Source organism: Paenibacillus sp. Y930, assembly GCF_056786375.1.
Map to the genome: position 1 here is coordinate 147388 of NZ_JBXCIX010000004.1, position 25073 is coordinate 172460.

The 25073-nt window shown below is 38.3% G+C and carries 28 protein-coding genes and 1 other RNA gene; 20 read left to right on the forward strand and 9 right to left on the reverse strand.

Annotation, left to right across the window (positions count from 1 at the left end):
- The first annotated feature begins 98 nt into the window (after nucleotides 1–98).
- The 3 genes from AC1TO5_RS12990 to AC1TO5_RS13000 all read left to right on the forward strand — a co-directional run bounded on the left by AC1TO5_RS12990 (nucleotide 99) and on the right by AC1TO5_RS13000 (nucleotide 1644).
- Complete coding sequence (locus AC1TO5_RS12990) at nucleotides 99–908, forward strand: YesL family protein (RefSeq protein ID WP_482063247.1); 810 nt, start codon at nucleotides 99–101, stop codon at nucleotides 906–908.
- 51 nt (nucleotides 909–959) lie between these two features.
- A non-coding RNA gene (ssrS, locus tag AC1TO5_RS12995) (6S RNA) lies at nucleotides 960–1141 on the forward strand.
- A 110-nt stretch (nucleotides 1142–1251) separates the two neighbouring features.
- Entirely contained in the window at nucleotides 1252–1644 is a 393-nt protein-coding gene (locus AC1TO5_RS13000; protein ID WP_482063248.1) for a DUF1499 domain-containing protein, read from the forward strand.
- Nucleotides 1645–1699: 55 nt separating this feature from the next.
- Here AC1TO5_RS13000 and tpx read toward each other — a convergent pair whose 3' ends face one another.
- Nucleotides 1700–2218, reverse strand: coding sequence for a thiol peroxidase (gene tpx / locus AC1TO5_RS13005; protein WP_482063249.1), 519 nt, complete (start codon nucleotides 2216–2218; stop codon nucleotides 1700–1702).
- 220 nt (nucleotides 2219–2438) lie between these two features.
- Here tpx and AC1TO5_RS13010 point away from each other — a divergent pair, with 220 nt between their 5' ends.
- Together AC1TO5_RS13010 and gltC are read left to right on the forward strand one after the other, a co-directional pair.
- The gene (locus AC1TO5_RS13010) at nucleotides 2439–2957 is read left to right on the forward strand and encodes a rhomboid family intramembrane serine protease (RefSeq protein WP_482063250.1); all 519 of its coding nucleotides are present in this window, start codon (nucleotides 2439–2441) and stop codon (nucleotides 2955–2957) included.
- Between the two features lie 26 nt (nucleotides 2958–2983).
- Entirely contained in the window at nucleotides 2984–3877 is an 894-nt protein-coding gene (gene gltC, locus AC1TO5_RS13015) for a glutamate biosynthesis transcriptional regulator GltC (protein ID WP_482063251.1), read from the forward strand.
- A gap of 90 nt (nucleotides 3878–3967) precedes the next feature.
- Here the strand turns inward: gltC and AC1TO5_RS13020 are convergent, their stop codons facing one another.
- Entirely contained in the window at nucleotides 3968–4636 is a 669-nt protein-coding gene (locus AC1TO5_RS13020; RefSeq protein WP_482063252.1) for a zinc metallopeptidase, read from the reverse strand.
- 31 nt (nucleotides 4637–4667) lie between these two features.
- Complete coding sequence (locus AC1TO5_RS13025) at nucleotides 4668–5108, reverse strand: MerR family transcriptional regulator (RefSeq protein ID WP_482063253.1); 441 nt, start codon at nucleotides 5106–5108, stop codon at nucleotides 4668–4670.
- A 367-nt stretch (nucleotides 5109–5475) separates the two neighbouring features.
- Here AC1TO5_RS13025 and AC1TO5_RS13030 point away from each other — a divergent pair, with 367 nt between their 5' ends.
- From AC1TO5_RS13030 to AC1TO5_RS13040, 3 genes are read left to right on the forward strand one after another with little or no spacing between them, the layout of a single operon-like run.
- Complete coding sequence (locus tag AC1TO5_RS13030; protein ID WP_482063254.1) at nucleotides 5476–6828, forward strand: ammonium transporter; 1353 nt, start codon at nucleotides 5476–5478, stop codon at nucleotides 6826–6828.
- 39 nt (nucleotides 6829–6867) lie between these two features.
- Nucleotides 6868–7941 (forward strand): DUF294 nucleotidyltransferase-like domain-containing protein, encoded by a 1074-nt coding sequence (locus AC1TO5_RS13035; RefSeq protein WP_482063255.1) that lies wholly within the window; start codon nucleotides 6868–6870, stop codon nucleotides 7939–7941.
- Nucleotides 7942–7954: 13 nt separating this feature from the next.
- Nucleotides 7955–8692, forward strand: coding sequence for an exonuclease domain-containing protein (locus AC1TO5_RS13040; protein ID WP_482063256.1), 738 nt, complete (start codon nucleotides 7955–7957; stop codon nucleotides 8690–8692).
- Here AC1TO5_RS13040 and AC1TO5_RS13045 read toward each other — a convergent pair.
- Entirely contained in the window at nucleotides 8678–9094 is a 417-nt protein-coding gene (locus AC1TO5_RS13045; protein WP_482063257.1) for a M67 family metallopeptidase, read from the reverse strand. The two genes, AC1TO5_RS13040 and AC1TO5_RS13045, sit on opposite strands and share 15 nt — an antisense overlap.
- Nucleotides 9095–9253: 159 nt before the next feature.
- On the opposite strand from AC1TO5_RS13045, the gene AC1TO5_RS13050 reads away from it, so the two are divergent.
- The gene (locus tag AC1TO5_RS13050) at nucleotides 9254–9802 is read left to right on the forward strand and encodes a TlpA family protein disulfide reductase (RefSeq protein WP_482063258.1); all 549 of its coding nucleotides are present in this window, start codon (nucleotides 9254–9256) and stop codon (nucleotides 9800–9802) included.
- 136 nt (nucleotides 9803–9938) lie between these two features.
- Complete coding sequence (locus AC1TO5_RS13055; RefSeq protein ID WP_482063259.1) at nucleotides 9939–11180, forward strand: MFS transporter; 1242 nt, start codon at nucleotides 9939–9941, stop codon at nucleotides 11178–11180.
- Nucleotides 11181–11246: 66 nt separating this feature from the next.
- On the opposite strand, the gene cimA is transcribed toward AC1TO5_RS13055, so the two are convergent.
- Nucleotides 11247–12866 carry a citramalate synthase gene (cimA, locus tag AC1TO5_RS13060; RefSeq protein ID WP_482063260.1) on the reverse strand — a complete coding sequence of 540 codons (1620 nt, stop codon included), beginning with the start codon at nucleotides 12864–12866 and terminating at the stop codon, nucleotides 11247–11249.
- Nucleotides 12867–13064: 198 nt separating this feature from the next.
- On the opposite strand from cimA, the gene AC1TO5_RS13065 reads away from it, so the two are divergent.
- Both AC1TO5_RS13065 and AC1TO5_RS13070 read left to right on the forward strand, forming a co-directional pair.
- The gene (locus tag AC1TO5_RS13065) at nucleotides 13065–14357 is read left to right on the forward strand and encodes a DNA polymerase IV (protein ID WP_482063261.1); all 1293 of its coding nucleotides are present in this window, start codon (nucleotides 13065–13067) and stop codon (nucleotides 14355–14357) included.
- Between the two features lie 93 nt (nucleotides 14358–14450).
- Entirely contained in the window at nucleotides 14451–14687 is a 237-nt protein-coding gene (locus AC1TO5_RS13070) for a ferredoxin (RefSeq protein WP_482063262.1), read from the forward strand.
- A gap of 71 nt (nucleotides 14688–14758) precedes the next feature.
- Here the strand turns inward: AC1TO5_RS13070 and AC1TO5_RS13075 are convergent, their stop codons facing one another.
- Nucleotides 14759–14899 (reverse strand): hypothetical protein, encoded by a 141-nt coding sequence (locus AC1TO5_RS13075; protein ID WP_482063263.1) that lies wholly within the window; start codon nucleotides 14897–14899, stop codon nucleotides 14759–14761.
- Between the two features lie 181 nt (nucleotides 14900–15080).
- Here AC1TO5_RS13075 and AC1TO5_RS13080 point away from each other — a divergent pair, with 181 nt between their 5' ends.
- Together AC1TO5_RS13080 and yjbM are read left to right on the forward strand one after the other, a co-directional pair.
- Entirely contained in the window at nucleotides 15081–16178 is a 1098-nt protein-coding gene (locus AC1TO5_RS13080) for a quinone-dependent dihydroorotate dehydrogenase (protein ID WP_482063264.1), read from the forward strand.
- A 16-nt stretch (nucleotides 16179–16194) separates the two neighbouring features.
- On the forward strand, nucleotides 16195–16998 hold the full coding sequence (gene yjbM / locus AC1TO5_RS13085; RefSeq protein ID WP_482063265.1) for a GTP diphosphokinase: 804 nt from the start codon (nucleotides 16195–16197) through the stop codon (nucleotides 16996–16998).
- A gap of 97 nt (nucleotides 16999–17095) precedes the next feature.
- Here yjbM and AC1TO5_RS13090 read toward each other — a convergent pair whose 3' ends face one another.
- The gene (locus AC1TO5_RS13090; RefSeq protein ID WP_482063266.1) at nucleotides 17096–17608 is read right to left on the reverse strand and encodes a PCYCGC motif-containing (lipo)protein; all 513 of its coding nucleotides are present in this window, start codon (nucleotides 17606–17608) and stop codon (nucleotides 17096–17098) included.
- Between the two features lie 12 nt (nucleotides 17609–17620).
- The gene (locus tag AC1TO5_RS13095) at nucleotides 17621–18133 is read right to left on the reverse strand and encodes a thioredoxin family protein (RefSeq protein ID WP_482063267.1); all 513 of its coding nucleotides are present in this window, start codon (nucleotides 18131–18133) and stop codon (nucleotides 17621–17623) included.
- 143 nt (nucleotides 18134–18276) lie between these two features.
- Between AC1TO5_RS13095 and AC1TO5_RS13100 the strand changes: the two genes are divergently transcribed.
- The 5 genes from AC1TO5_RS13100 (at nucleotide 18277) to AC1TO5_RS13120 (ending at nucleotide 22081) form a co-directional block, all read left to right on the forward strand.
- Nucleotides 18277–18663 (forward strand): RsmF rRNA methyltransferase first C-terminal domain-containing protein, encoded by a 387-nt coding sequence (locus tag AC1TO5_RS13100; protein WP_482063268.1) that lies wholly within the window; start codon nucleotides 18277–18279, stop codon nucleotides 18661–18663.
- The gene (locus AC1TO5_RS13105; protein WP_482063269.1) at nucleotides 18663–19415 is read left to right on the forward strand and encodes a pseudouridine synthase; all 753 of its coding nucleotides are present in this window, start codon (nucleotides 18663–18665) and stop codon (nucleotides 19413–19415) included. The genes AC1TO5_RS13100 and AC1TO5_RS13105 overlap by 1 nt, the downstream gene beginning before the upstream one ends.
- A 131-nt stretch (nucleotides 19416–19546) precedes the next feature.
- On the forward strand, nucleotides 19547–20734 hold the full coding sequence (locus tag AC1TO5_RS13110) for an acyltransferase (RefSeq protein ID WP_482063270.1): 1188 nt from the start codon (nucleotides 19547–19549) through the stop codon (nucleotides 20732–20734).
- Between the two features lie 23 nt (nucleotides 20735–20757).
- Nucleotides 20758–21618 (forward strand): polysaccharide deacetylase family protein, encoded by an 861-nt coding sequence (locus AC1TO5_RS13115; protein ID WP_482063271.1) that lies wholly within the window; start codon nucleotides 20758–20760, stop codon nucleotides 21616–21618.
- A gap of 211 nt (nucleotides 21619–21829) precedes the next feature.
- A complete protein-coding gene (locus AC1TO5_RS13120) occupies nucleotides 21830–22081 on the forward strand; it encodes a hypothetical protein (RefSeq protein WP_482063272.1) in 252 nt (83 codons plus the stop codon).
- Between the two features lie 156 nt (nucleotides 22082–22237).
- On the opposite strand, the gene AC1TO5_RS13125 is transcribed toward AC1TO5_RS13120, so the two are convergent.
- Nucleotides 22238–23791 carry a bifunctional metallophosphatase/5'-nucleotidase gene (locus AC1TO5_RS13125; protein WP_482063273.1) on the reverse strand — a complete coding sequence of 518 codons (1554 nt, stop codon included), beginning with the start codon at nucleotides 23789–23791 and terminating at the stop codon, nucleotides 22238–22240.
- A gap of 202 nt (nucleotides 23792–23993) precedes the next feature.
- On the opposite strand from AC1TO5_RS13125, the gene AC1TO5_RS13130 reads away from it, so the two are divergent.
- A complete protein-coding gene (locus AC1TO5_RS13130) occupies nucleotides 23994–25034 on the forward strand; it encodes a phosphate/phosphite/phosphonate ABC transporter substrate-binding protein (RefSeq protein WP_482063274.1) in 1041 nt (346 codons plus the stop codon).
- Nucleotides 25035–25073: the final 39 nt, after the last annotated feature.

The following is a 25073-nucleotide window of genomic DNA, read 5'->3' on the forward strand; positions in this document are numbered from 1 at the left end:
TGTTGTAATTTCAAAATGGATTAGACGGATACCCATAGTTATGATTTTGGGCGTAATAACCAAAACTTTCTTCGCTATTGAAATTGGAGGCGTATTCAATGGAACCTAGAGGCATAATGGGTGGCTTATATCGTGCATCTGAATGGATTATGAGACTATCCTGTATTAACTTACTGTGGATATTATGTGGTTCTCCATTCTTTATATTTTTGGCGATGAGCTTACTATCCATGTTAAATGGCGGCGTACCTGAAGATCAGCTGCTTAGTTTTGTACAACAAACTTCAATATTGTTGGCGATATTAGCACCGTTCACATTTTTCCCAGCTACAGCTGCGATGTTTGCCGTTGCTCGTAAATGGGTAACAGGTGATGGGGATGTACCATTGTTTAAAACTTTCTTCCGAGGATACAAAGAAAATTTTAAGCAAAGTATGTTGACTGGAATTATTTATTCTATTTTAATTGTCGTGCTAGTAATAGATTATTACTTCTTCTTTAGTAGTGATGGTGGGAAAATTGTTTCTAGTATTTTCATTGGTCTTGTTGTTTTAGTCGTTATTTCATTGTTGAATTTCTTCTCTATGTTGGTTCATTACCATATGAAGACTTTTCAATTAATTAAAAATGCAATTTTGATTACGATCGGTAAGCCTTTCCGTTCTTTATCAACAGCTGTGATGTGTGGAGTGGTACTATATGTCAGCTTCACTCAATTTACGTGGTTATTAATATTTTTCACAGGTAGTATTATTGCGACGATCGCATATTGGAACTTCAATTTCATCTACAATAAGTTACAACAACAGCTAGATGATATGAAGAAGAGTGAAGAAGAGGAGCCTGAAATTACTGCAGAGCTAGATCGTGAAGATTTAGTGAAAACAGATTTTAAGGATTCCAAATAATTACAAGCTATTCTTCGTTTACTTTTTTGTTAATTCGGTCTATAATTACAATAGATCCTGCGGTGTTCGTAAAGGCTCTTCGTTGTTTTGAACCATTGGCTGTTTCGAGGGAGCTCGAATTTTTGTACTGCTGACATGCCCTGCACATGGGATCTCAAATGTATAAATGAGGGCACCCACCTGCTTAGAGCGGGTTCAGAAACATTTGGGCTTAACGGCATTGCGGGTATTTATTTGTAGATCGAGAGCGATTAACTGGTGACTACCAGTGAAAGCTCTTTTTTCATAGGTGGAAACATGTTATTATGGATGAAAGCGTAGAGATAAGAGGGGGAGATCTTAGTTGTTAAAGCGTACCTTAATCGGAATCATTCGTAGCTTTGAAGGAACGGGTGATAGAGTTAAAGATCCAGCACTGAAATCACATCTATATAAGCTTTCTAAAGATAAAGCTTGGGATGAAGTGGTTTCCATTTTGAAAAAAATGCAAGGATACCGTCTATTACACGAGGTTCAATCTGTAGGGGAAATTGTTCTTGAGAAACGTACAGTGTTTGGAAGAACGATGGATATTACTGTTTCTGTAATTGGTGTAGATCCATTACGTTCTGCAGTTGATATCTATTCGGCATCTCGTGGCTCATTAGGGGATTTAGGTTCTAATTATCGAGTAATTATGGATATATACCGAGTGTTAGACAAAAAGCTAGCTGCTTATAAATTGCATAACAACTAATGAAAAAGCGAGGAAGGTGATTACCTTCACTCGCTTTGTTTTGAGCAAAGACCAATTAAGTAAGTTGCTTAGCAGCAGCTAGGGCAGCTTCATAATCTGGGTGGTTCGTCATTTCACTTAAATATTCAACATATTGAATAACATTATTTTGATCAACAACAAAAATAGAGCGCATATCGATAGCGAATTCCTTAATGAATACACCGTAAGCAAGACCGAAATTGTTATCTCTGTAATCGGATAATAGGATGACATCATTAATGCCTTCAGCACCACACCAGCGTGCTTGTGCGAATGGTAGATCTGCACTTACAGTTAGAATAGCAACATTGTCGCCTAGCTTAGCTGCTTCTTCGTTAAAGCGGCGAGTCTGAGCTTCGCAAACACCAGTATCGATGGAAGGAATAACACTAATAAGTTTTACTTTTCCAGCAAAATCTTCAAGTGAAACAATTTCACCAAGTGACTTGTTAAGTTTGAAATCTGGAGCTTGGTCACCAATGTTTAATTGAGGACCAACTAAAGTAAGGGGACTACCTTTAAATGCTGCAACACCAGTACGTTCTTGAGACATATTAGAATTTCCTCCTTGGATTAAGGTTAACTACGTTCATATTATAAGCCTTCATGCATCACCTTGTCCAATTACGTTAAAGGAAGTGTTTGTTTCTATGATATTTTTGAGGTATGAAAGTTTTCGTGGATATCTGAAAAGTTTTCCAGTAACTTCGACGATTGTTGCCCTTTGTACAGTGTACTTTCTGTTTATATTCATTATGGGTGACCTAACTAACATGTTTGGATATGGAGTTTTTTATGCGCACCCTATAGACAATCCATTTGGCTTGGACGAGCCGTGGAGATATGTCACTTCTATTTTCATGCATGCAAATGGAATGCATCTCATCCAAAATATGATAATGTTAATCATAATGGCTCCACCGCTTGAACGTATTATGAAAAGTGGACGTTACCTCATCTTCTATCTTCTGTGTGGTATTGGTGGCAACTTTATTTCAGCGAGTGTTAATAATCTTGTGGGTGATGTGGGCATAGATGGTATACATATAGCTGTTGGAGCATCTGGGGCAATCTATGGTGTCTTAGGAGCGTATCTGTTTCTAGTTGTATTCCGCAAGAAATGGCTTGATCTTGCATCGATTAGGACCATCTATTGGATTGTAGGTACTGGTATTGTCTTTTCGCTTGTATATCCTAGTGTAGACTTCTGGGGGCATGTTGGAGGCTTAATAACGGGTTTTGTGTTATACCGATTGTTTGATCGAATACATGTAAAAAAGAGAATAGGATAAAAGTGGAGTAGGAGAGATTGTAACTTATGGAATTGCGACAGCTTTATTACTTTGTAAAGGTGGCACAAAAGGAACATGTAACGCAGGCTGCTGAAGAGCTACATGTTGCGCAATCGGCGGTGAGTAGGCAAATTCATCAGCTAGAAGAAGAGCTTGGCGTAAAGCTCTTTGTGCAAAAAGGACGTAATCTACAATTAACACCTGTAGGTCAATTGTTTCTAAAGCGTGCAGATGAAATCTTACGTGAACTAGACCGTGCCGTGCAGGAGGTTCATGAGTTTCTTGATCCAGAAAAAGGTGAGATTCGGCTAGCGTTTCCTCACAGCTTAGGTATTTCTTTGGTGCCACAAGTAGTAGCTGCCTTTAGACAACACCATCCTGATGTAAAGTTTAGATTCCGACAAGGAATGTATCCTACATTAATTCGTGATCTAGTTAAAGGTGATATTGATCTGGCGTTTATCTCTCCAGTACCTAATGAACAAGATCAGGTAACGGGCAAAGTATTGATTACTGAAGAACTTTTTGCGATCTTGCCGAGTAATCATCGTTTGGCTGACCGGGAAGAAATCCGTCTAGGTGAGCTAAAGGATGATCAGTTTATTGTGTTTGGTGAAGGGTATTCTTTACGACCTATCGTCATGAATGCCTGTGAAACTGCTGGATTTACACCGAATATTGCGTTTGAAGGCGAAGAAACAGATACTATTCGTGGACTTGTTGCTGCCGGAATGGGGGTAAGTTTATTGCCTAAAATGGCGGTTGAATTTGTTGCCCCAATTCCGATTGCGATCGTTAAAGTAATAGATCCAATCGTTACTCGAAATGTTGGGATTATACATCGGACTAATGAAAAGCTGCCACTTGTAGCAAAAGTATTTTATAATTTTCTTATGACCTACTTCGCACGAAAGCTCTAATAATAATCGATAATACGTAACGAAAATCAAAGAGCAGTTATTGCCCTAGGCAATAGCTGCTCTTTGATTTTCGTTTATAATGGTGCGATATTATTCGCGGTTTTGCGTAACGATCATAACGTAACGGATTAGCTCTAGTAGTGAAAGTAGCGCTGCTGCAACATATGTAAGAGCGGCAGAGTTCAATACTTTAGCTACTCCTTTTTCTTCATCGCTGCGAATGAATCCCTCTGATATCATAACATCACGTGCTCTGTTACTTGCATTGAACTCAACAGGTAATGTAATAAGTTGGAACAAAACAGTACAAGCGAAGAAAATAACACCAAGCTGAGCAAGGCCTAACATATTGAATAGGAATCCAGCGATCAATAGAAATGGCGCTACACCGGACGCGAAATTAACGATTGGAAAGATTCTGTGACGTGCAACTAGAAAAGGATACGATTCTTTATGTTGAATGGCATGCCCAATCTCGTGACAAGCAACTGCAATGGCACTAATTGATGTTTCGTAATAGACAGGCTCAGATAGTCTTACGACCCGATTGATTGGATCGTAGTGGTCTGTTAACGCTCCAGCGACAGGCTCAATTGGAATGTCATGCAATCCATTGCTATCTAGCATACGACGCGCAGCCTGGTAACCAGTCAAACCGCTAGAGGTTGGAACTGTTGACCATTTTTTGAATGTACCCTTTACTTTGAATTGGGCCCAGATGGTTAATCCAAAGGCTAGAATAACAAGAAATATCATCATAATAAATTCCTCCAAGTTCAAGATGAATACGTTACATAAGTGAGCTTTTGTTCATTAATAGCATTAACGCTTCTATACAAGCTGCCGTTTGCGGCAGCAATCGAGTATAAAGATGTTTTGCTTGTAGTGGCTTAAGTTGGTCTAGAACGGGCTCTAATTGCTTAACTTCACGTTGAAGCACGGAGAGTTGTTGTTCCAGTTCTGAAAGCTTTAGACTTAAGTCTTTTTGGGAAGTAATGCTTTCCCATTGCGCCAAAATCTCTTTTATCTCATCTAACGTATGTTTATCTTTTTTCAATGATTCAATACGTTCTAATCGCTGTAAGGTTTCAACATTATACAATCGATATTTATTATCTGTGCGCATAGTAGGTAGAATGAGTCCGATAGATGTATAGTAATCAATCGTTCGAGAGCTTATATTTGCAAGTTTCGAAAGCTCACCAATTCGATATAATATTGCTTCTTTCAAAAAAAATCACCGTCCTTATTCGTAGCCTCTCTACCAATTTTAATAGTAAAGGGTGGTTCTCGTCAAACGTCTCTTCATATTCATCTTAAATTTAACTATCTATTACATTTAAGTCCACGAAAGAAACTCTTCCGATTATGTTCCCAATAGCTATAAAGTGCAATAGGATTTCCTTAGAAATCAGAAAAATTATATTGGAAAATGTAAGGTAATGAAGGGTTTAATGACATTAAATTGTAAAGGTGTATTAAAGTGCAAACATCAGTACATATAATATATTCTCTGATCACTCCAATAAGCATACAATAACATTAATTCTTACGAAACATGTTAGATAACATTACATCAGATTGAAGGAGTGATTGTTATGATTAAAAAAACATTACTGGCTTTAGGATTAATATCGATGGTCTTCCCGCTTGCAGCATATGCTTCAGAAGCAGACATCAGTAACCTTACTATGGGATTAGATTCACTTTGGATCATGCTGGCCTTTATTCTAGTACTGTTAATGCAAGGTGGATTTATTCTACTTGAAGCTGGTTCCACTCGAATGAAAAATGCTGGGCATGTTGCAGGTAAAACAATGTTCACAGTAGCTTTGGCAGCAATTGTGTATTGGGCAGTTGGTTATGGTGTAGCTTTTGGTTCAAGTGGTGTGAATGGATTTATGGGTTGGGGTGAATTTTTCTTCTCGCCAGCAACAACAGTTTTAGAAAGGGAAAGTTTTCCAACGGCAGTATTCTTCTTATTCCAATTAGCGTTCGCTGCAATTTCGCTTTCGATTGCTTGGGGTGGTTTTGCAGAAAGAGCTAAATTAGGCTCATATGTAATCTTTACATTATTTTATGTATCCTTTATATATCCGATTGTTGCTCACTGGATCTGGGGCGGCGGCTGGTTAGCTCAACATGGTGCACAAGATTTTGCAGGTTCGACAGTAGTTCATTTATCTGGTGCAGTAGCGGCTTTAGTTGCAACGATTTTACTTAAACCACGTATCGGTAAATTCAATAAGGACGGTTCTCCAAATGAAATACTAGGGCATAATCAAGTATTTACAGCGCTATCAGTTCTTCTATTATGGGTAGGTTGGTTCGGTTTCAATGCAGGTTCAACTGTAGCGATAGGCGATGGGTTTTTCGCATACGTGGGCTTCACTACGATGATAGCTGCTGGTGCTGGTGGTGTGGCAGCACTGTTCATCTCTTGGGCAGTAAGTGGCAAAGCGGACATTACATCAATGCTTAACGGTATACTGGGAGGCTTGGTAGCCATTACAGCGTCGTGTGCGTTCGTAGACCCTTGGGCGGCTAGTGTTATCGGTCTTATCGCGGGTGTACTTGTATTCTATAGTGTGAAGATGTTTGAAAAACTTAAAATCGATGATCCGATCTATGCATTATCAGTTCACGGTATGGCTGGTATCTGGGGTACGCTTGCTAATGGTATCTTCGCTACTCAAGAACTAGCTGAAAAAGTTGGTGTTGGTCAAGGTGGTTTGATTGATACAGGTAGTTTCAAGCAACTGTGGGTACAAATCGAATCAGTTGTGTTCGCTGGTTTATTCGTAGCACTTGCTTCATTCATCGTACTTGGTGTTATGAAAAAAGTAATGGGCTTCCGTGTTACAGAAGAGCAAGAGATTGTTGGTCTTGATTTATCTGAACATGGTGCATATGGATATCCTGAGCAATTAACGAAAATTGAAAAAGCATAATACAATATAGGATAACTATGATTGGATAAGGAGTCGATAATGTTGGTTCCTGCTAAATTAGCTAAGCTGAAAGAAGAAATTTCAAGTGCGAAAAATATAACCCAGCTACGCGGCTTGAGAGATCGATTTCAACAATCAACACGGCATATAGAACAAACGCATGGAGCATACGACATTGAACGATGGAATGTTGAAATCAATGATGTACATGATACTTTGATTAGAAAAACAGTGGCATTAGCAGAATTAACAATGGTAGGAGAGGGCTTGGGGCCCCCTCCTACCTCATATTCATATGTACTACTCGGTAGTGGTGGTAGAGGTGAGCAAACATTAGCAAGTGATCAAGACAGTGCTCTAATTTATGAGGATACGTTGTATAGCGAGGAAGTGAGGAGTTATTTTATCAATTTCGCGCATCGAGTGGTAGATATGCTGATGCAATTAGGCTATCCGCCGTGTGATGGAAAAGTGCAAAGTAATGAATTGATGTGGTGTCAATCCGTATCGGAGTGGAAAAACAAGCTAGAAAATTGGTTTACAGATGCCAGTTGGGAATCGATTCGCTATTTACTTATATTTGCCGATGGGAGATGTATTTCCGGTAACGATTTGCTTTTTAATACTATTCGTGACTATTACCGATTAGGTTTAGTTCGTCATGTTACTATAATGGAACGAATGATTGAAAATACAGTACAGCATCAAATGTTAGTGGGGATTTTTGGTCAATTGATTACAGATCGCTATGGTGCTCATGTCGGCAGTATAGACATCAAGTATGGCGCCTATTTACCTATTGTCAATTCCATTCGTTGGTTAGCGCTGCGTAACAATATTTCCAGTACATCTACGCTAAATCGAATGGATCATTTGGTTGACAAAGAAGTCATCTCGGTACATGAATATGATCAATATAGAGCGGCTTTTTTACAGATGCAAAGCTTGCGGTTGAGAGCAGGACATCGTTTGGAGGCAGGGTATTATGAAGGCAATAGCAAGCTCAATCCAAAGAGGTTAGATCCAGATGAAATTCGAGATCTTAAGAAAAACTTGAAGATTGGCAAAGACATTCAAAAATATGTGTCAAGGGGATTGGATCGGATAAAGTAGGACGGTGTAAACGATGAAAGAGCCCAATGGCGTTGGCAGAATGTGGAGTCTGTATCGAACAGGTGGCTTTACGCCAGCTATCGCTTCCATGTTTGGAGCTCAAAATGCCCAACATATGGCGCAAATTCGAAATATGAATCGCGAACAACGCGGTATATCGGCACTTGAAACGACATTAGAAAGCTTAGAAATTGTGGTGTTTGATTTGGAAACAACGGGATTCAGTCCAACTAACGGTGATGAAATTATTTCGTTCGGAGCAGTTATTGTTCGTGGAGGTGTAGTTATGGAAGAAGAAAGCTTCTATTCATTAGTTAATCCGGAACGTTCTATTCCTCCTGCCATTACGCAATTAACAGGTATTAGCAATGAAATGGCGCAAGCTGCTCCCGAGCTTATCCAAGTATTAAGTAATTTCATGTCCTTTATTGGGAAAAGAATACTTGTTGCACATGCATCAGGGCATGATAAGCAATTTTTGAATCAAGCATTATGGCGAACTTCTAAGACAAAATTGAAGCATAGAGTCATTGATACGATAATGCTAGCAAAATGGCTTGAGCCTGGACTTGGTCAATATGATCTCGATACATTATTACTTCGCAATGACATTCCAATCGCCAATCGCCATCATGCACTAGCAGATTCCATTCAAACGGCAAAGCTGTGGAATAAATATGTAGAAAAAATAGTTCTTAAAAAAAACATTGTGACACTAGGCGACATGTACGCCTATTTAAGTCAACATTAATGGATAGTCCTTCATTCCAGTGGTCGGCAGATGCTGATATATGCGCAAATGGGGGCTATCTTTTTGTTTATAACTAACGATACACATTAAATGTCCACTTTGGTCATCGAAACCTAGTAGATCGGAGGAAGAAGGAATGGCCTCTTCAGTCGGATGGGTGTGAAAATATCCGATCAATTGCAACTTGGCACGCTGAAGCTCATATAAAGTATTAATCCAAGCTTGAGGCTGAAACGAAAAGTAGTGTACCGGGTTAGGATGATCGTTAATGATCGGAATGAATGTATCGATATGATTGCCATTACTGCTAGCTAATATGCCACATGCTTCATACGGGAGCTGGGCAAGACCATAACTAATTATTTGCTTATAGCATGTTGAAGGCATTGTAAGATACTGCAATATATTCACCTCTAGTTTTATTATTGAACATTAGTATAACGATCACTTGGCCTGTTAACAATAGAGTTATGTTCATCATTCTGCTATATCGTTATCTTGTTGCCGGTTGCAACTCATGATAGGATAAGGATAGAGTACTGTCTAGAGGAAAGGGACGACATGAAAAAAATATATTCCATTATTGTTGTGGCGTTGTTGCTTGCGAGTTTGGGGATTTATAATTACATAGATGGACGTCAGTCGGAAGCGATGGTCTCTAATGGCGGCGTATCTCTACAGGATTTCAAGCCTAAAGCAGGACAATTATCACCGACTCAAAAACTGCCTGATCTGAATGATCAAATCATTAGTTTTGGCTCTGCGCAACCCAAGCTGCAATTAGTTAATTTTTGGGCATCGTGGTGTGGTCCTTGTGAGCTTGAAGCACCGGATTTACAAAAAATTCATGAGAAGTATAGTGATTCTCTTGTTCTATATGGTGTAAATGCTACTCATAATGATCGTGAGCGACAAGCGAGACAATTCGTAGAAGATTATAAGTTTACGTTTGATATTTTATTTGATCGCGAAGGCGATATTACAAATTTATATAAAGTGGGAACATTTCCAACAAGCTTCTTAATTGACCAAGATGGTGTTATTCGTGAACGTATTAACGGGGTCATTACGCTAACAGAATGGGAAAGAATTATTGAGCAATATATGTAATCTAAAAGGGTTGTCTCATTGTCATTTACAAATGATATCTGAGACAACTCTTTTTTTATGGATGAAACAAAGGGTGACATTTATAGACGATGGTGAATAGGCTAATGCATAATTGCGTAATAAGAAGGTGGATATTATGGGAACTAAGATTGGCCAGCCCATGATTAAGATCCGAAGTGAACACGATATTGTCATTATACTGGTTCTGTTTTTTTCAGCTTTATTTGTTTTATCAGCAGTTTATTTCACGGTTCCAATTATTGATGAATTGAAATTAGCTTGGAATATTAATAATGTTGAAGCGGCATGGAGTAGTTCTGTATTTTCTATTTGTTTTGCTGTAGGTTGTCTTATATACGGACCAATCTCTAACTACTTCGGTCGTAAGCCAGTTATTGTTATCGGTTTAATTTCATTGTCAATTATTACGATATGTTGCTATTTTGTGAAAGCGTACGGGGATTTTCTATTATTACGTGCATTACAAGGTGCTGCAGCAGCAAGTTTTTCTCCAGTGGCACTTACTTATATTGCTGAACGGTTTACATTACCGAAGCGAGTACTCGTCGTTGGGTACATTAGTATGGGATTTCTACTAGGTGGAATTATAGGGCAACTCATAGCTAATTATTTTGCGACTTATCATTACTGGAAACAACTATATAGTTGGATGGGGATCATATATGGCTTGCTAGCAATAATTGTTTTCATATGGTTACCGAACATCGATCGTAGATCGAAAGATAAAATGAGGATTCGTCATTTTAAAATTAATCAGTTAGTGAAGCGAGCAACACTGGACAATACTCTAGAACGTATTGTTATTGCCCTAGAAGTCTTTCGGAATAGAAGGTTGTTATTGGTATACGTAATTACGTTTACGGTCTTATTTGGCTTTGTAGGCTGTTATACGATCTTCGCAAATGTGTGGCAATATCAATTATCAAGTACTCAATTACTGTGGTTTCGTGCGTATGGTGCAATTGGTATGTTAATTTGTCCATTTGTACGATTTATCCCATTGTCACTTGTAATGATGTTGCGACTTGCTTTATCACTAGCTATACTAGCTCTTCTGCTATTGACTTTTGAACAACAATTGAGTATCTATATATTGATTAGTATCGTCTTTACCTTCTCTATTGCATGTATTGTTCCGATTGTCATTTCTTTAGTTGGAATTTATGGACAGTTACATCGTGGATTGTCGACATCGATATATACATTTATTTTATTTCTTGGAGCAGCACTGGCACCAATTGTTGCAACTAATGTCGTCAATAGTTCTTATCGAGAGTTTTCATTTATATTGTTTGCCCTATCCTATGGGATAAGTCTAATTTGTGCGATGCATTTGCCAAGGTTGAGCTATAAGTAGATGGATTAGTGGAAGTCAAACCATAAAAAAGCTTGAATCTCTTTGATGAGATTCAAGCTTTTTATGTTATAGATTTGCAAGTCCTGCATGCTCTAGCGTAGCATTCGGCAGTAAATTGATATGAGCTTTTTCCAAACTGATTAGTGCGTAGTGGAAGCTATCAACGATCGCAGCCCAGCTAGCATCAATAACATTGCCGGATAAGCCAACGGTATTCCAACTATTCAACTTGCCTGTAGATTCAATTAATACGCGAACTTTAGCCGCCGTTGCATCTTTCTCATCAATAACACGAACTTTATAATCAGTCAGATGAACATGCTCAATATCAGGATAATACTGTACAAGCGCTTTACGAAGCGCAGTATCAAGTGCGTTAACAGGTCCATTACCTTCGGCAACGGTATAGATCTGTTTTCCATCAACAGTAATTTTCACAATAGCTTCAGAAATCATAACATCGTTTTTATTTTCACTATGGATTTTGAAAGAATCTACTTGGAAGGCAGGCTCCCAATCACCGAACGCTTTGCGAAGTAACAATTCAAGCGAAGCATCAGCAGCTTCAAATTGATATCCTTCATGCTCTAGTTCTTTAATATGATCCATAATTTCTTTGGTTTTTTCGTTATTAGCATTAATATTAAGTCCGAGAGCAGACGCTTTAGCAATGATATTACTTTGACCAGCAAGCTCAGAGACGAGAACACGTTGCTTGTTACCTACTAATTCAGGCTGAATATGCTCGTAAGTTTTTGAATCCTTCATAATAGCAGATACATGAATGCCGCCTTTATGGGCGAACGCAGCATTGCCGACGTAAGCTTGACCAACAGGCATATGAACGTTGGCAATTTCACTAATATAACGAGCGGTATTCGTTAACGTACTTATTTTATTGTCAGGCAGACAATCATAGTTCATTTTCAACTGTAGATTAGGAATAATAGAGCATAGATTTGCATTGCCACAACGCTCACCGTAGCCATTAATCGTACCTTGAACTTGAGTAGCGCCAGCACCAACGGCAGCAAGTGTATTGGCAACAGCTAGCTCACAATCATTATGAGTGTGAATACCAATCGGCACATTAAGCTCGGTTTTCACACGAGTAACAATCTCAGCGATTTCATTCGGCAATGTTCCACCATTCGTATCACAGAGAACTAGCCAATCGGCACCGCCTGATTGCGCGCTTTTCAATGCTGCAATTGCATATTCAGGATTGTTTTTGTAGCCATCGAAGAAATGCTCTGCGTCGTACATTGCTTCCATACTATGACGCTTCAGAAATGCGAATGAATCTTGGATCATCGCTAAGTTTTCTTCAAGCGTTGTTTGTAAGGCAATATGTACATGGAAATCCCATGCTTTACCGACTAGTGTTGCTGCAGGAACGCCGGACTCAATAATTCTGAGTAAACTCGCATCGTGTTCGGCAATACTATTTTTACGACGAGTACTTCCAAAAGCAGTCATCTTGGCATTCAATTTCAACGATTTTACACGCTGGAAAAATTCAATGTCTTTTCCATTGCTGCCTGGGTTCCCGCCTTCAATATAGTTAACTCCTAAAGAGTCGAGCTTTTGAGCGATTTTAAGTTTATCATCTGCGGACAGGCTAATACCTTCACCTTGTGTACCGTCGCGCAGCGTCGTATCGAAAATAAATATTTTAGATGACATAATTAAGATTGACGCCTCCTTAAATGCTATATTTAATTATTATAGCACTATCTCCATTTTAAGGGGTAGTTCAAAAAGCAAACATTGATAACGAAGTGAATTTTTATCTATATTGACTCAAGCGAAATGGTTGTCTATTCTGATAATATAATATAATGATCGGTTTGCATACTTGTTATAATGATGGCGGTGAAATTAATGGAGCATGTTAATGAATATTACCCAGCAAAAGGGAGAGTAATTTTGCATTTAGATATGAATGCTTTCTATTGCTCCGTACATGAAGCGGAGGAACCGGAAATCTATGCAGGGAAAGCAACAGCTGTGTCTGGAAGTGTAGAGAAGAGAAGGGGGATTATTGTTACCTGTTCCTATGCTGCTAGAAAACTTGGTATTCGTACAGGGATGAATGTACGAGAAGCACTGCGCATTAACGCAAACCTTATTCTAATTAGCCCGGACTTTGATTTGTACCGTCGTTATTCAAAGGGGTTTATGTCGATTGCAAACCAATATACACCACTTATTGAACAAGTTTCCATTGACGAATGCTATCTCGACATTACTGGCTCGAAGTTATTTGGTACGCCACTTCATATTGCGGAAATGATCCAGGAGCGAATTAAACAAGAATGGAATCTTCCTTGTTCGATAGGAGTTGCCCCTAATAAATTATTAGCAAAGATGGCTTCTGATATGAAGAAGCCGAACGGGATTACTGTGTTACGTCGAAGAGATGTACCACAAATATTATGGGAAAAGCCTTGTGTTGAACTATTCGGAATTGGCCAGAAAACAGCGGAGAAGCTAAAAAAGCTACACATTCATACGATCGGTGAGCTTGCCAAAACGAAGGAGTCTTTACTACTTAAGTCTTTTGGCGTGATGGGTGCATGGATGAAGGATGCTGCTAACGGCATAGATCATAATGAAGTGAAGGCGGAGCAGGAACTTAATAAGTCGATCGGACACACGACAACATTACCAGCAGATTTGACGAATAGCGAAGATATTAATCGAGTATTACTTAACTTATCAGATCAGACATCTAGAAGGTTACGTCATCAAGGACTTGTAGCTGGAACGGTACAAATAACGATTCGCAAGCCAGACATGGCAACGATTACTCGCTCTTATACAATGGGAACTCCAACACATAATATGGAGGAGATTCATAAGCAAGCTTTGCGATTGTTCGCGGAGCATTGGCGATATGGTGATCCTGTGCGCTTATTAGGTGTGACGTTGCAAAATTTACAGCCTTTACAATCATCTGCGATCCAGTTGGATCTGTTCAGTTATAATGAAGAACCGAAGAAGGAAGCACTTACGAAAGTGATGGACAAATTACGCGATAAATTCGGTGAAAGTGCTATACTGACGGCAGGGATGTTAAGTGATGATCCTTCCAGTCTCATTCGCGACAAAAAAAATCGTGGTACATCTCTTCAAAAACTCGAAAGAAATTATGAAAATAACGATAAAAGTTAATAAGCATATTAAATAATTTTGTGTTATAATGTTTTTTGATATATATATATAGTTTTATTTTGCTTTCTGTGATTGAACTAGGAGGGAATGGCATTGGCTAAGTTTACTTGGGTTGATAAAGACACTTGTATCGCATGTGGTGCTTGTGGTGCGACTGCTCCCGACATCTATGATTACGATGACGAGGGTTTAGCAGAAGTTATTTTTGAAGGTGACGCTAACAAAGGGATTACTGAAATCCCAGAAGATATGTTTGAAGATATGCAGGACGCTTGTGACGGTTGTCCAACAGATTCTATTCGCATTGCTGACGAGCCCTTCAACGCTTAATAATATAGCGTAAAGTAACAGCCCTACTTCGCTTGCGAGGTAGGGCTGTTCGTATGTATGCATATTATTAATTATGAGAACACAATAAGCAGTACAGAAATAATGATTACGACAACAACTGCAACGCCAACGGTCCAGTATAGAGCCTTTTTGTTAACCTCTTCTTTTGGTTTTACTTTCATTGTTGCTGGTTTGCGTTTAGGTGCGCTCATATTCATTCAACCCTTCTATATCTTTATTGGAATACATGTGTGTCTATTGTAATGCTTTTAAGTTCGACTGGCAATATGATAGCGCCGTCATTGTGTCAATCCAGTGTAGAATACTTTCTTTTTTGTGTTAAAAAGGATACAATTATTGTTATAGCGGTGATACTGAAACGGAGTGGACTAGATGTTATATAGTAAAGTATTAAAACCTTTTTTCTTTAAGATGGACCCTGAAAGGGCACATCATCTTGTAATAGATGGACTTGCAATGGGAAGTAAAGTGCCTGGCGCGCTGGCAATTATGAATGGAATGTACGGTGTGAAGCCTTCACCGCAATTGAAATCGAATGTATTGGGCTTAACTTTTGAACATCCTGTAGGCCTAGCTGCCGGTTTAGATAAAAATGGTGTATCAACAGATGGTTTTTCTAATATTGGATTCTCATTTGCTGAAGTAGGGACGGTTACTCCGAAGGCACAAACTGGAAATGAACAGCCGCGTTTGTTCCGTTTGCCACCAGATGAAGCACTTATTAATCGTATGGGCTTCAACAATGAAGGTGCCGAGGCAATGTCCAAATCACTGCAACATCGTAAACAACATAAAATGCCGATTGCTGTAAATATCGGAAAAAATAAAGTTACTGCTAATGAATTAGCGTATGAGGATTATTGTTCTTGTATTCGAACATTATATGATGATGGGGATTTCTTTGTTGTCAATATTAGCTCACCTAATACGCAAGGACTACGGGACTTGCAGCATGGTAATGAATTACATAACTTGCTAGTTCATGTTTGTGAAGAGATGGATATTCAAGCACGTAAGCGTAAAGCTCCTGTCAAGCCGATATTTGTGAAGATTGCTCCTGATATGACAGATGAACAGCTAGAGCATACGGTTGCAACGATCCAGAATAGTCAAATATCTGGTATTATAGCTACGAATACAACATTATCGCGCGATGGACTTTCGCATCAGAATCAAGGGGAAACTGGTGGATTAAGTGGAATACCGTTACGTGATCGTTCTACCGAAGTTATTCGCAAAGTGTATCAATTAACGAATGGAAATCTTCCAATTGTCGGTTCAGGTGGAATCTTTACTGCTCAAGATGCATACGATAAGATTCGAGCTGGTGCTTCATTGGTAGAAATATATACTGCATTAATATATAAAGGACCTGAAGTGTTGCGCGAGCTAACAGATGGTTTGAAGGAATGTCTACGTAGAGACGGCTTTAGTAATATTGCCGAAGCAATTGGTGCAGATCATCGATAAAACAGGAGGCGGCCAAATGGATGGCAGAGATTGGAGCCTATTTTTGCAGCCGTATGAGCAAGCGGTTGAAGAGTTGAAGGTAAAACTGAAAACGATGAGATCAGAATTAAAGGCTAGAGAGGATTACACGCCAATTGAATTCGTTACGGGACGTGTGAAAAGAATTTCTAGCATTCTCGATAAAGCAAAGCTATTGAATGTCAGTGAAGATCGACTGCATCTTGGAATAGAGGATATAGCAGGGATTCGTATTATGTGTCAGTTCGTAGATGACATTTATCGAGTAGCATCACTTATTCGTACACGTAAAGATTTGAAATTAGTATATGAAAAAGATTATATTACTAATTATAAGGAAAGCGGTTATCGTAGCTACCACATGATTATAGAATATCCAGTGCAAACTGCGCTCGGACATACTCTTATATTAGCTGAAATTCAAATACGTACATTAGCCATGAATTTTTGGGCGACAATTGAGCATTCCTTGAATTATAAATATAAAAAGGCATTGCCTGAAGAAGTTCAACAACGTCTGCAAAAAGCAGCAGAAGCCGCATCTCAGCTAGATAATGAGATGACTAGTATTCGTAAGGAAATTTTGGATGCCCAGACGACTTTTGAAGATAATTCGAATGTCGTATCGTCCATACTTTGGGGCATTCAAAAATTATATACATTCCACGAGGTACGCTTAGCTGCGCAATATCAGCATAAGTTCAATGAATACTATGATATCGAAGATTATTGGGCATTAGAACAGCTATCGCTAGATCTTGCAGCAGAAATCGCGAAGGCCAAAAAGAATCAAAATCCATAATCTTTCCTGTTCGCTCATTATGCGAACAGAATTTGCTATGTTATATAAGAAAAAGCACCGCTTTGGCCAATATGGCTGAGGCGGTGCTTACTTTTCGTTATGGTTGCTTATATTTCACATTAATCGCTTGCTTAATTTCGTCTAATGAACTACCGCTGTCCGACATTTCTATGACCATTTCCATCTCATGCTTACATACTCCACATGTTGTACTATGATCAGTCCATGTCACCGATCCGTCATCGGCAGGATGCTCCGCCCAATAACACCTTAGAAGTGAATCATGTGCCTCATCTGTCTCAGTACCGTCCATACAGCCACAATAGCAAGGAAGATCACCCATCATATGGGCATGTTCTCCAACGTGACTATATAACTCTGAACTAAGTTCTGTATGATTACTTAGGAAAGTAGGTAGTTCATCTGTTGCAGCGGTTGTTTCCCATGTTTCTGATCCAACCGTATGAATATGCTCTTCCTTTTCCATACCGCATGCTGCTAATAATGTAATTAGTGCGAAACCTACTAGAAATAGATACATGAATGAAGATGAATTACTTTCTTTCGATGGTGTGTGATTTGAATTTGTCGTTTGTTCAGTAGTTTCCATTATGAAACCTCTTTACTTATTATATTTTTCGAAAAATGCTTGGAAATCGCTAAGTGTAGCTCCTTCTGGAGAACCCTCTGCCACGATACCACCTACGAGACGTTCAACTTCAACGCCATCTTCGAATGCAAGTAGTGTTGGCGTATATTCCACACCGTATTTCGCTTGATAGTTAGGGGATTCTAATAAGTTGAATTGCGGTAAATCCATACCTAATTCATTAACGATGGGCATGATTTCCGGCGTTGTGTCTTTACAGTAATTACAGCTTGCTGAGAACATATAGACAACAAAATCTTCTTTATCCACTATCTTTTGATCTAGTTCTTCGGGTAAAATAATATTCTGGTAATTCGGATCGTTAAGTAATGCACGTGTTGCAGCATTGAGATCACTAGTAGGCTTATTATATAACGGGTTGTCCTTTTCTAGCTTACCAATTGCAAAAATCCCTACTAGCAGTACTACAATAATTCCGATGTAGACGAATATCATGTTTGATTTTTTTTTCTTTTTATTATTCACTTTATGATTCCCTCCAACGTGTTTTTCAAGTACTTGTAAGTAATAATGTTACTTACTTACTTTTTTATATTATACACGATTTTATACGTAGATGAAATATTTCTACACTATTGGTGGAAACTACATGTACGTTCTCTCCAGAAATGAATTATGAAGCCATATGCTATGAGAATCGTGTATACTTACAACCAGAGGGTATACCTTCATTAGCGGGCTTGAAAGTCGTGCGTGCTGGCTGGTATATCGGCGAACTAAAAAATGGAAGGTTCGTACCTTCTCATCCACTAGCAATGGGGATACGCAAACAGGAAGCGATTAGAAGTGTTAACTTTGAAAGTGCTGCTGATTTGTTACACCGTTATTTGAAAGGTGAAACGATATTTATTCATTCAGATCAGCTCACAATAAAGGATGGGGCCAAACAAAATGGCTACGTATTGATTTGTGTAGATCATTGTCCTGTAGGGTTTGGTAAATATGTAGATGGTATGATTAAAAATGAACTTCCAGCAGGATGGAGACTGATATAGTGTTAGAAAAATTAAGAATAGACAAGCTACTTTCTCATGCAGGCTACGGTACGCGTAGTGAAATCAAAAAGGCAGTAAAAGCAGGTCGTGTATTCATTGATGGTGTGAAAGTTAAAGATAGTGGAATTATAGTTCAACCCAATACTCAAATGATAAAATTTGATGATGAGCAGGTACGATATCGCTCAACAATTTATCTTATGTTGAACAAGCCTCAAGGGGTTATCTCAGCGACTGAAGATGGTCGCGAACGAACTGTAATTGATTTGCTGTTACCAGTAGATAAGCTGTTAAGTCCTTTTCCTGTAGGTCGTTTGGATAAAGACACGACAGGATTACTATTGCTAACGAATGATGGCCAGTTAGCCCATGAGCTACTGTCTCCGAAAAAACATGTAAATAAGACATATGAGGCTTTAGTACTGGGGGAAGTTACTGAGGCAGACAAGATCGCTTTCGAGCAAGGTGTAACTTTTGATGATGGCTACGTGACTAAGCCTGCACAACTTACGATCCTCGAAGGGTCACTGACTGATGAAGGACAATGTACTAGAATTCAGCTTACAATTACAGAAGGGAAATTTCATCAAGTAAAGCGGATGTTTCTGGCTGTAGGTAAGCAAGTATTAACGTTAAAACGATTGAGTATGGGACCATTATTATTAGACGAAAACTTACCTTTAGGTCAATATCGTGAACTAACGGATCAAGAAGTAGATTTACTCAGGCAGCATCGTGGAATAGGGAAATAATTTCTATCAAATATAGTTCCCATTTATTTGACATGAATTATAAATTAGTCGATAATTGTTAAGTGATATTGCTTAAAAGTAAATCGAGATACTTTGATGGTGCTAGAGTAATAGAAGGAAGGACTATAGTAATGAATTCAAGTTTGACAAAAAAGAATAGTATGATCCCTGAACTTTCGATCGTGAGAGCGATAGCGATTATTGGAGTATTATCCGTTCACTCGACATCGGTTGCGGTAAGTACTGGAATGATAGATTCTAATTTGTTTTTTCTATACAATTTCGCTAATATCTTTTTGAAATTTGGTACTACAACCTTTATTTTCTTAAGTAGTTTTGTTTTATTTTATAATTATTACTCAAGACCGATTACAAAGCAGTTAATAGGAAGCTTTTACAAAAAAAGAATGCTATATATTATTGTTCCATATATCGTATTTTCACTGTTTTATTTCTTCCTTAAATACTATCTTGGCTCAGCGGACCTTTCGATTGGTGAACTATTAACTAAGCTAGGGAATCAATTACTTAATGGAAATGCTCATGCTCATTTGTATTTTGTCTTTATAAGTATTCAATTTTATATTATGTTTCCACTTTTTCTATGGATTTTTCAGAAGAAACCGAAACTTACTAAATGGCTAATTGTAATTGGGATTCTCATCCAATGGAGCTTCATACTTATTAATAAGTATGGGTTGGAAACGCCAGTGCTTAGAAGAGGTAGCTGGTCATTAAGCTATTTCTCTTATTATTTCATGGGTGCATACATTGGAATCTACTTTAATGAGTTAAAACGATGGATCATCGTAGCGAAGGATAACGTCACAAAAAAACGACTAACGATCTGGATTTCTACACTGTGTCTATGGCTAATTGCAGGACTATATCACGTCTATATTTACTATCAAATTCGTCAACATTCAACTAGATATAATACGACATGGATGGATTTCGTATGGAATGCACATGCGCTATTAACAGCTATTGTGTTGCTACAACTCGCTTTTATATTGTACCGCAAGCTACCAAATTTTATACGAGGATTCGTTACCCAATTGGGAGACTTTTCATTCGGGATTTATCTTTTCCACCCGTTCTTATTATTGATTTATCGTAAAATACCTCCAGTAACAGGTAATATCTATGTTCATCATCTTTGGTATTTAGGTGGATTTATAGTAGCATTAGTAGGATCATGGGTGATCGTTAGCTTATTCGCTAGATTTGTTCCGCATCATTGGATAGTGTTCGGCAAGTTACCGAAGATCAAACGTAAGAAGACCTTGATAGAGAAAGAACAAGGAGTTCAATTATAGAAAAGAATATGGAGTGGAGAGCATTGAGTAAACGGAAAATATCGATTATTGTTCTTATTGTCGCAATTTTAATTGTTTGTATTCCAAGTGTTTATGCTAGTCAAATGAAAAAGGATAAAATATATTATAAAAACAAAGTTATTGTCCTTATGTATCATCATATCGATAAAACAGAAAGCGGAGCAACGATTTCCCCTGCAAGATTTGGCACTCACATGAAATTACTTGATGAAAAGGGCTATAATGTGATTAGCATTGAGCACTTTGCTGAATTTATGAAGAAGAAGGAAAAAGTACCTAACAACGCGGTAGTTATTACATTTGATGATGGCTATGATAGTTTCCGTCAATACGCGGTGCCTATTATGGACAAATATAATATGGTAGCAACTCACTTCATTATTGGTAAAAGTTCTGATCTGCACAATGTCAAAACTGCTCATTTGACGTGGGAAGATATGCGGGATATGAAGCAGGCTGGCCATAGCTTCTATAGTCATACATATGACCTCCATGATTACGGTCCACTTAATGAAGATGCAAGTAAAACAGGTCCAAAGCTATCTAATCCTTTATACTTAGCGGATAAAGGAAGAGTAGAGACAGATCAGGAATATCTAGCACGTATAACTGAAGATTTATCACTGATTGAGAACCGTTTGAAAGAAGAGTTGAATAATGATTATCAGATAATTGCCTTCCCGTTTGGTTCATTTAATGAAAAATCCAAAAAGGTACTGTCTGATCTTGGTGTCTCATTATTCTTGACGACTCGTCCAGGAATTAATAAGCCTGGAAGCGACGAAGTATATCGTATCAATGCTGGAACACCGAAATTGACAGCGAACAAGTTTTTAGAAAGACTTAAAGAATTTCACAACTAATTATCAATAATGATGTACGTTAAAAACAGTCTAATGCGGAGGATTATCCTCGAGCGTTAGACTGTTTTTGTTGTTGGGATACGATGCTTAATACTTCTGCGGCAAAAAAATCTAGTAAAGTAGGAATATATTAGAATCTGAACGCATTAAATATAAGAGATTCACCACTGAATCAGTGTGGATACTACTTATACATGTGGAGGAAAATATAATGGCAAAAAATAAACGAGGAAAATTATTATATAAACAACCTCAACGCAGTCGAGGTATTTGTCCGATTTGTCTAGCTACGAGAATAAAGCTGCTTGAGACTCAGAAAAAATCAGACGGTACAGTGCTTAAAGTGTGTAAACGTTGTGTGCATGCATCCCAAGCTAGAGTGGAAGCTGCGCTAGATGTGACTGCTCCAATTGCATTCCGCAGAAGACATAAGGCAGTATTTCATCAGTTGAAAGCGCAGTAATCAACATAAGCATTAAAGAACTAATCAATTCAATGGAAATATAAAGCGGGCTATCCTATCGTCATGACAAATGATGGGGTAGCCCGCTTTAAGTTGAAACCCATATTAGCGGATAAATTTGAAGTTAATTCCAAATTGATGATCTAGATCATGAAGTTACGTAATAATGGTCCAATTGTTCTCAACATGGGCATGAATAACTGGATGCTCTCGTAAGTAAGTAGCGATCACTTCTGTCATATCAATCTGCATATCAGAAATAACAGGACAGCTTGAAAAATAAGGGAAGTTTCCTGCTCCTGTAGCACGATAATTATTCATGACTACGTGGAAGATTTCCATAGGTTCAATCGGAAGTTCGTTAATTGTAGCTTGAACAATTCTAGAACCAATCGGCTTCGATATATCTATCGTATAGTTAATCCCTTCCCACATATCATAATTGTAAGGTTGTGCTTTAGGGTAAAGGAATGAAGGAGCTACAGTAATTATCCCGTTTTCCAATGAGAAATAGGAAGCACATTGCTCTAAAGCTAATAATAACTTTTCCCCTGTCACAGCAAGAACTTTAAGTGTGTTCGGATATATATAATTTGTTACAATATCACGCATTGTAACAATTGGCTTAAAGCCACCTGGTTGATCGTGAAATAATGAAGTGCAAGAAATTGGAGCACCTGTAACATCCATTTGAAGCTGTTGAAGAAACTGTACGTATGGATGCTTATGAATTCGTACATCCAATGCATTCTCATAGAGCATAATTCCTTGAACAGTAGCAATTGGTTCGTCGAGCCATTGTTCTGTCGCATTATGCAAGTCAATTACTGAAGCTACAACTTTAGGATGAAGATGGTCGTATTCATCAATCGATATTAAAGTCGGTTCATGATGAAATTGAATAACTTTATCTTTCTCGATCGTCAAATCTAACATAATCCGACCTACTTTTACCGCTCTCGATCCAGGCTGCACAATTGATTTTCCATAAGCTTTTGTGCTAATCTCACGATGTTGGTGCCCAGTAATTAATATATCAAAATCAAGTTGTTGCAACATCTGAAAGCCTTGATTCTCGCCAGAATCAGTTTCCTCTAATTCTCCGGTCTCTAATGAATGTGAAAACCCACCGTGATAACTAATAACCGATACATGTACTTTTTCTAGCTCCTTCATAACCCCAAGCCAATAAGTCACTGATGACAACGCATCATCAATTTGCAGTCCTGTTAAATGAGCAGGATCTTCCCAAGTCGTAATGAAATGTGTCGTTACGCCAACGACTCCAATACGTACGCCATCAACTACAAATATTTGATAAGGCTTAACCCAATTTGTGCCATCCTCGTTTCTAATATTACAGCTGAGCCAAGGGAATTTTGATTGTTCAATGATGCGATTTAAATTATCCATTCCATAGTTGAATTCATGATTTCCGAATATTGCTGCATCGTAATCAAGTTCATTGACAGCTTGAATAATTGGATTGGATTCTAACGGGCGATAAGCTTGTTGGAAATAGGTAAGTGGACTCCCTTGAATAAGATCACCGTTATCAATCAATATGGTTGGACAGGAGGAACGTAGCTCTTCTATTCGGGTGGCTAATTGAGCAAGTCCAAGAGCTTCATTCATACCTCGATATGCTGTAGGCATCATATATCCATGAACATCACTTGTAACGAGTAATTGAATCTTGTGTGACGACATTCGTTCACCTCTTAGTTCTTTATTGAATATGAAATGTACTTCTAATTATATGATCTAAAGTTGATCACACCTTAATTTTACAAAAAAAAATTATTTATTATGTACGTCCTAATATTAATCAATAATTAAAATGGGGATGACATTCCGCTTACAAATAATTGTTATATTATCCTAGTATTAGAAAACTAGGAGGGAAATATCGATGAGAAAATTAGGAATCGGATTAAGCTTATTAATGATTATTGTATTGTTAGCGGCATGTGGGGGCAATAACAACGGAACTGCTACAAATGGAGGAAAAGACAAAAAAATAGATAAGCTATCTATAAGCTTCGTTCCTTCTCGCGATCCACAAGAAATCATTACGGCAACTGAGCCTTTGAAAGAATTATTGAAAACGGAACTTACCGCACAAGGTTATGAAGTAGGGACGGTGGATATTACAGTAGGAACGAACTACGAGGCTGTAGGAGAAGCGTTATCCGCTGGAACGACAGATGTAGGATTAATTCCCGGAGGTACTTACGTGCTTTATGATGACGGCGCAGAAGTAATTCTCACTGCAACACGTGCCGGACTAAATAATGATTCAGATAATCCGGTAGATTGGAATAAAAACGAACCGACAGAAGGAACAGAAGTACAAGCTACTTCCTATCGCGCGTTATTAATCGCTGGTCCTTCAGAAAAAGGTCAAGCATTAGCGGCAAAAGTTAATGCTGGAACAGCTTTAACTTTTGAAGATTTGAATGATGTCTCATGGAATGTTATGTCTTCATCTTCTCCTGCTGGTTACATTTATCCGGCACTATGGTTGCAGGAAAACTTTGATAAAACGATTACTGATCTTTCTAAAGTTGTCCAAGCAGATTCATATGCAAGTGCATTTGCCCGATTAGCTCTTGGCCAAACAGATGTAATGGTCACTTATGCGGATGCTAGACGTGACTATGCTGACAAATGGAATTTAGAATATAATCGCAAGGCATCGATATGGGAAGAAACTGATCTAATAGGGGTAATGCCGGCGATTTATAATGACACAATTAGTGTAAGTAAAAACTCGGCAATTATGAATGATGATCTAAAGGCAGCACTACAACAAGCATTTATTAATATCGGTAAATCGGAAGCAGGGAAAGAAGTCATTGCGATCTATAGCCATGGTGGATATCAGATTGCAAAAGATAGTGATTACGACAATGAGCGAAAAGCACAAGAGCTTGTACAACAATTGAAGTAGTAGGCTCTATTAACTTAATACTATGGGGAAATGAGAACG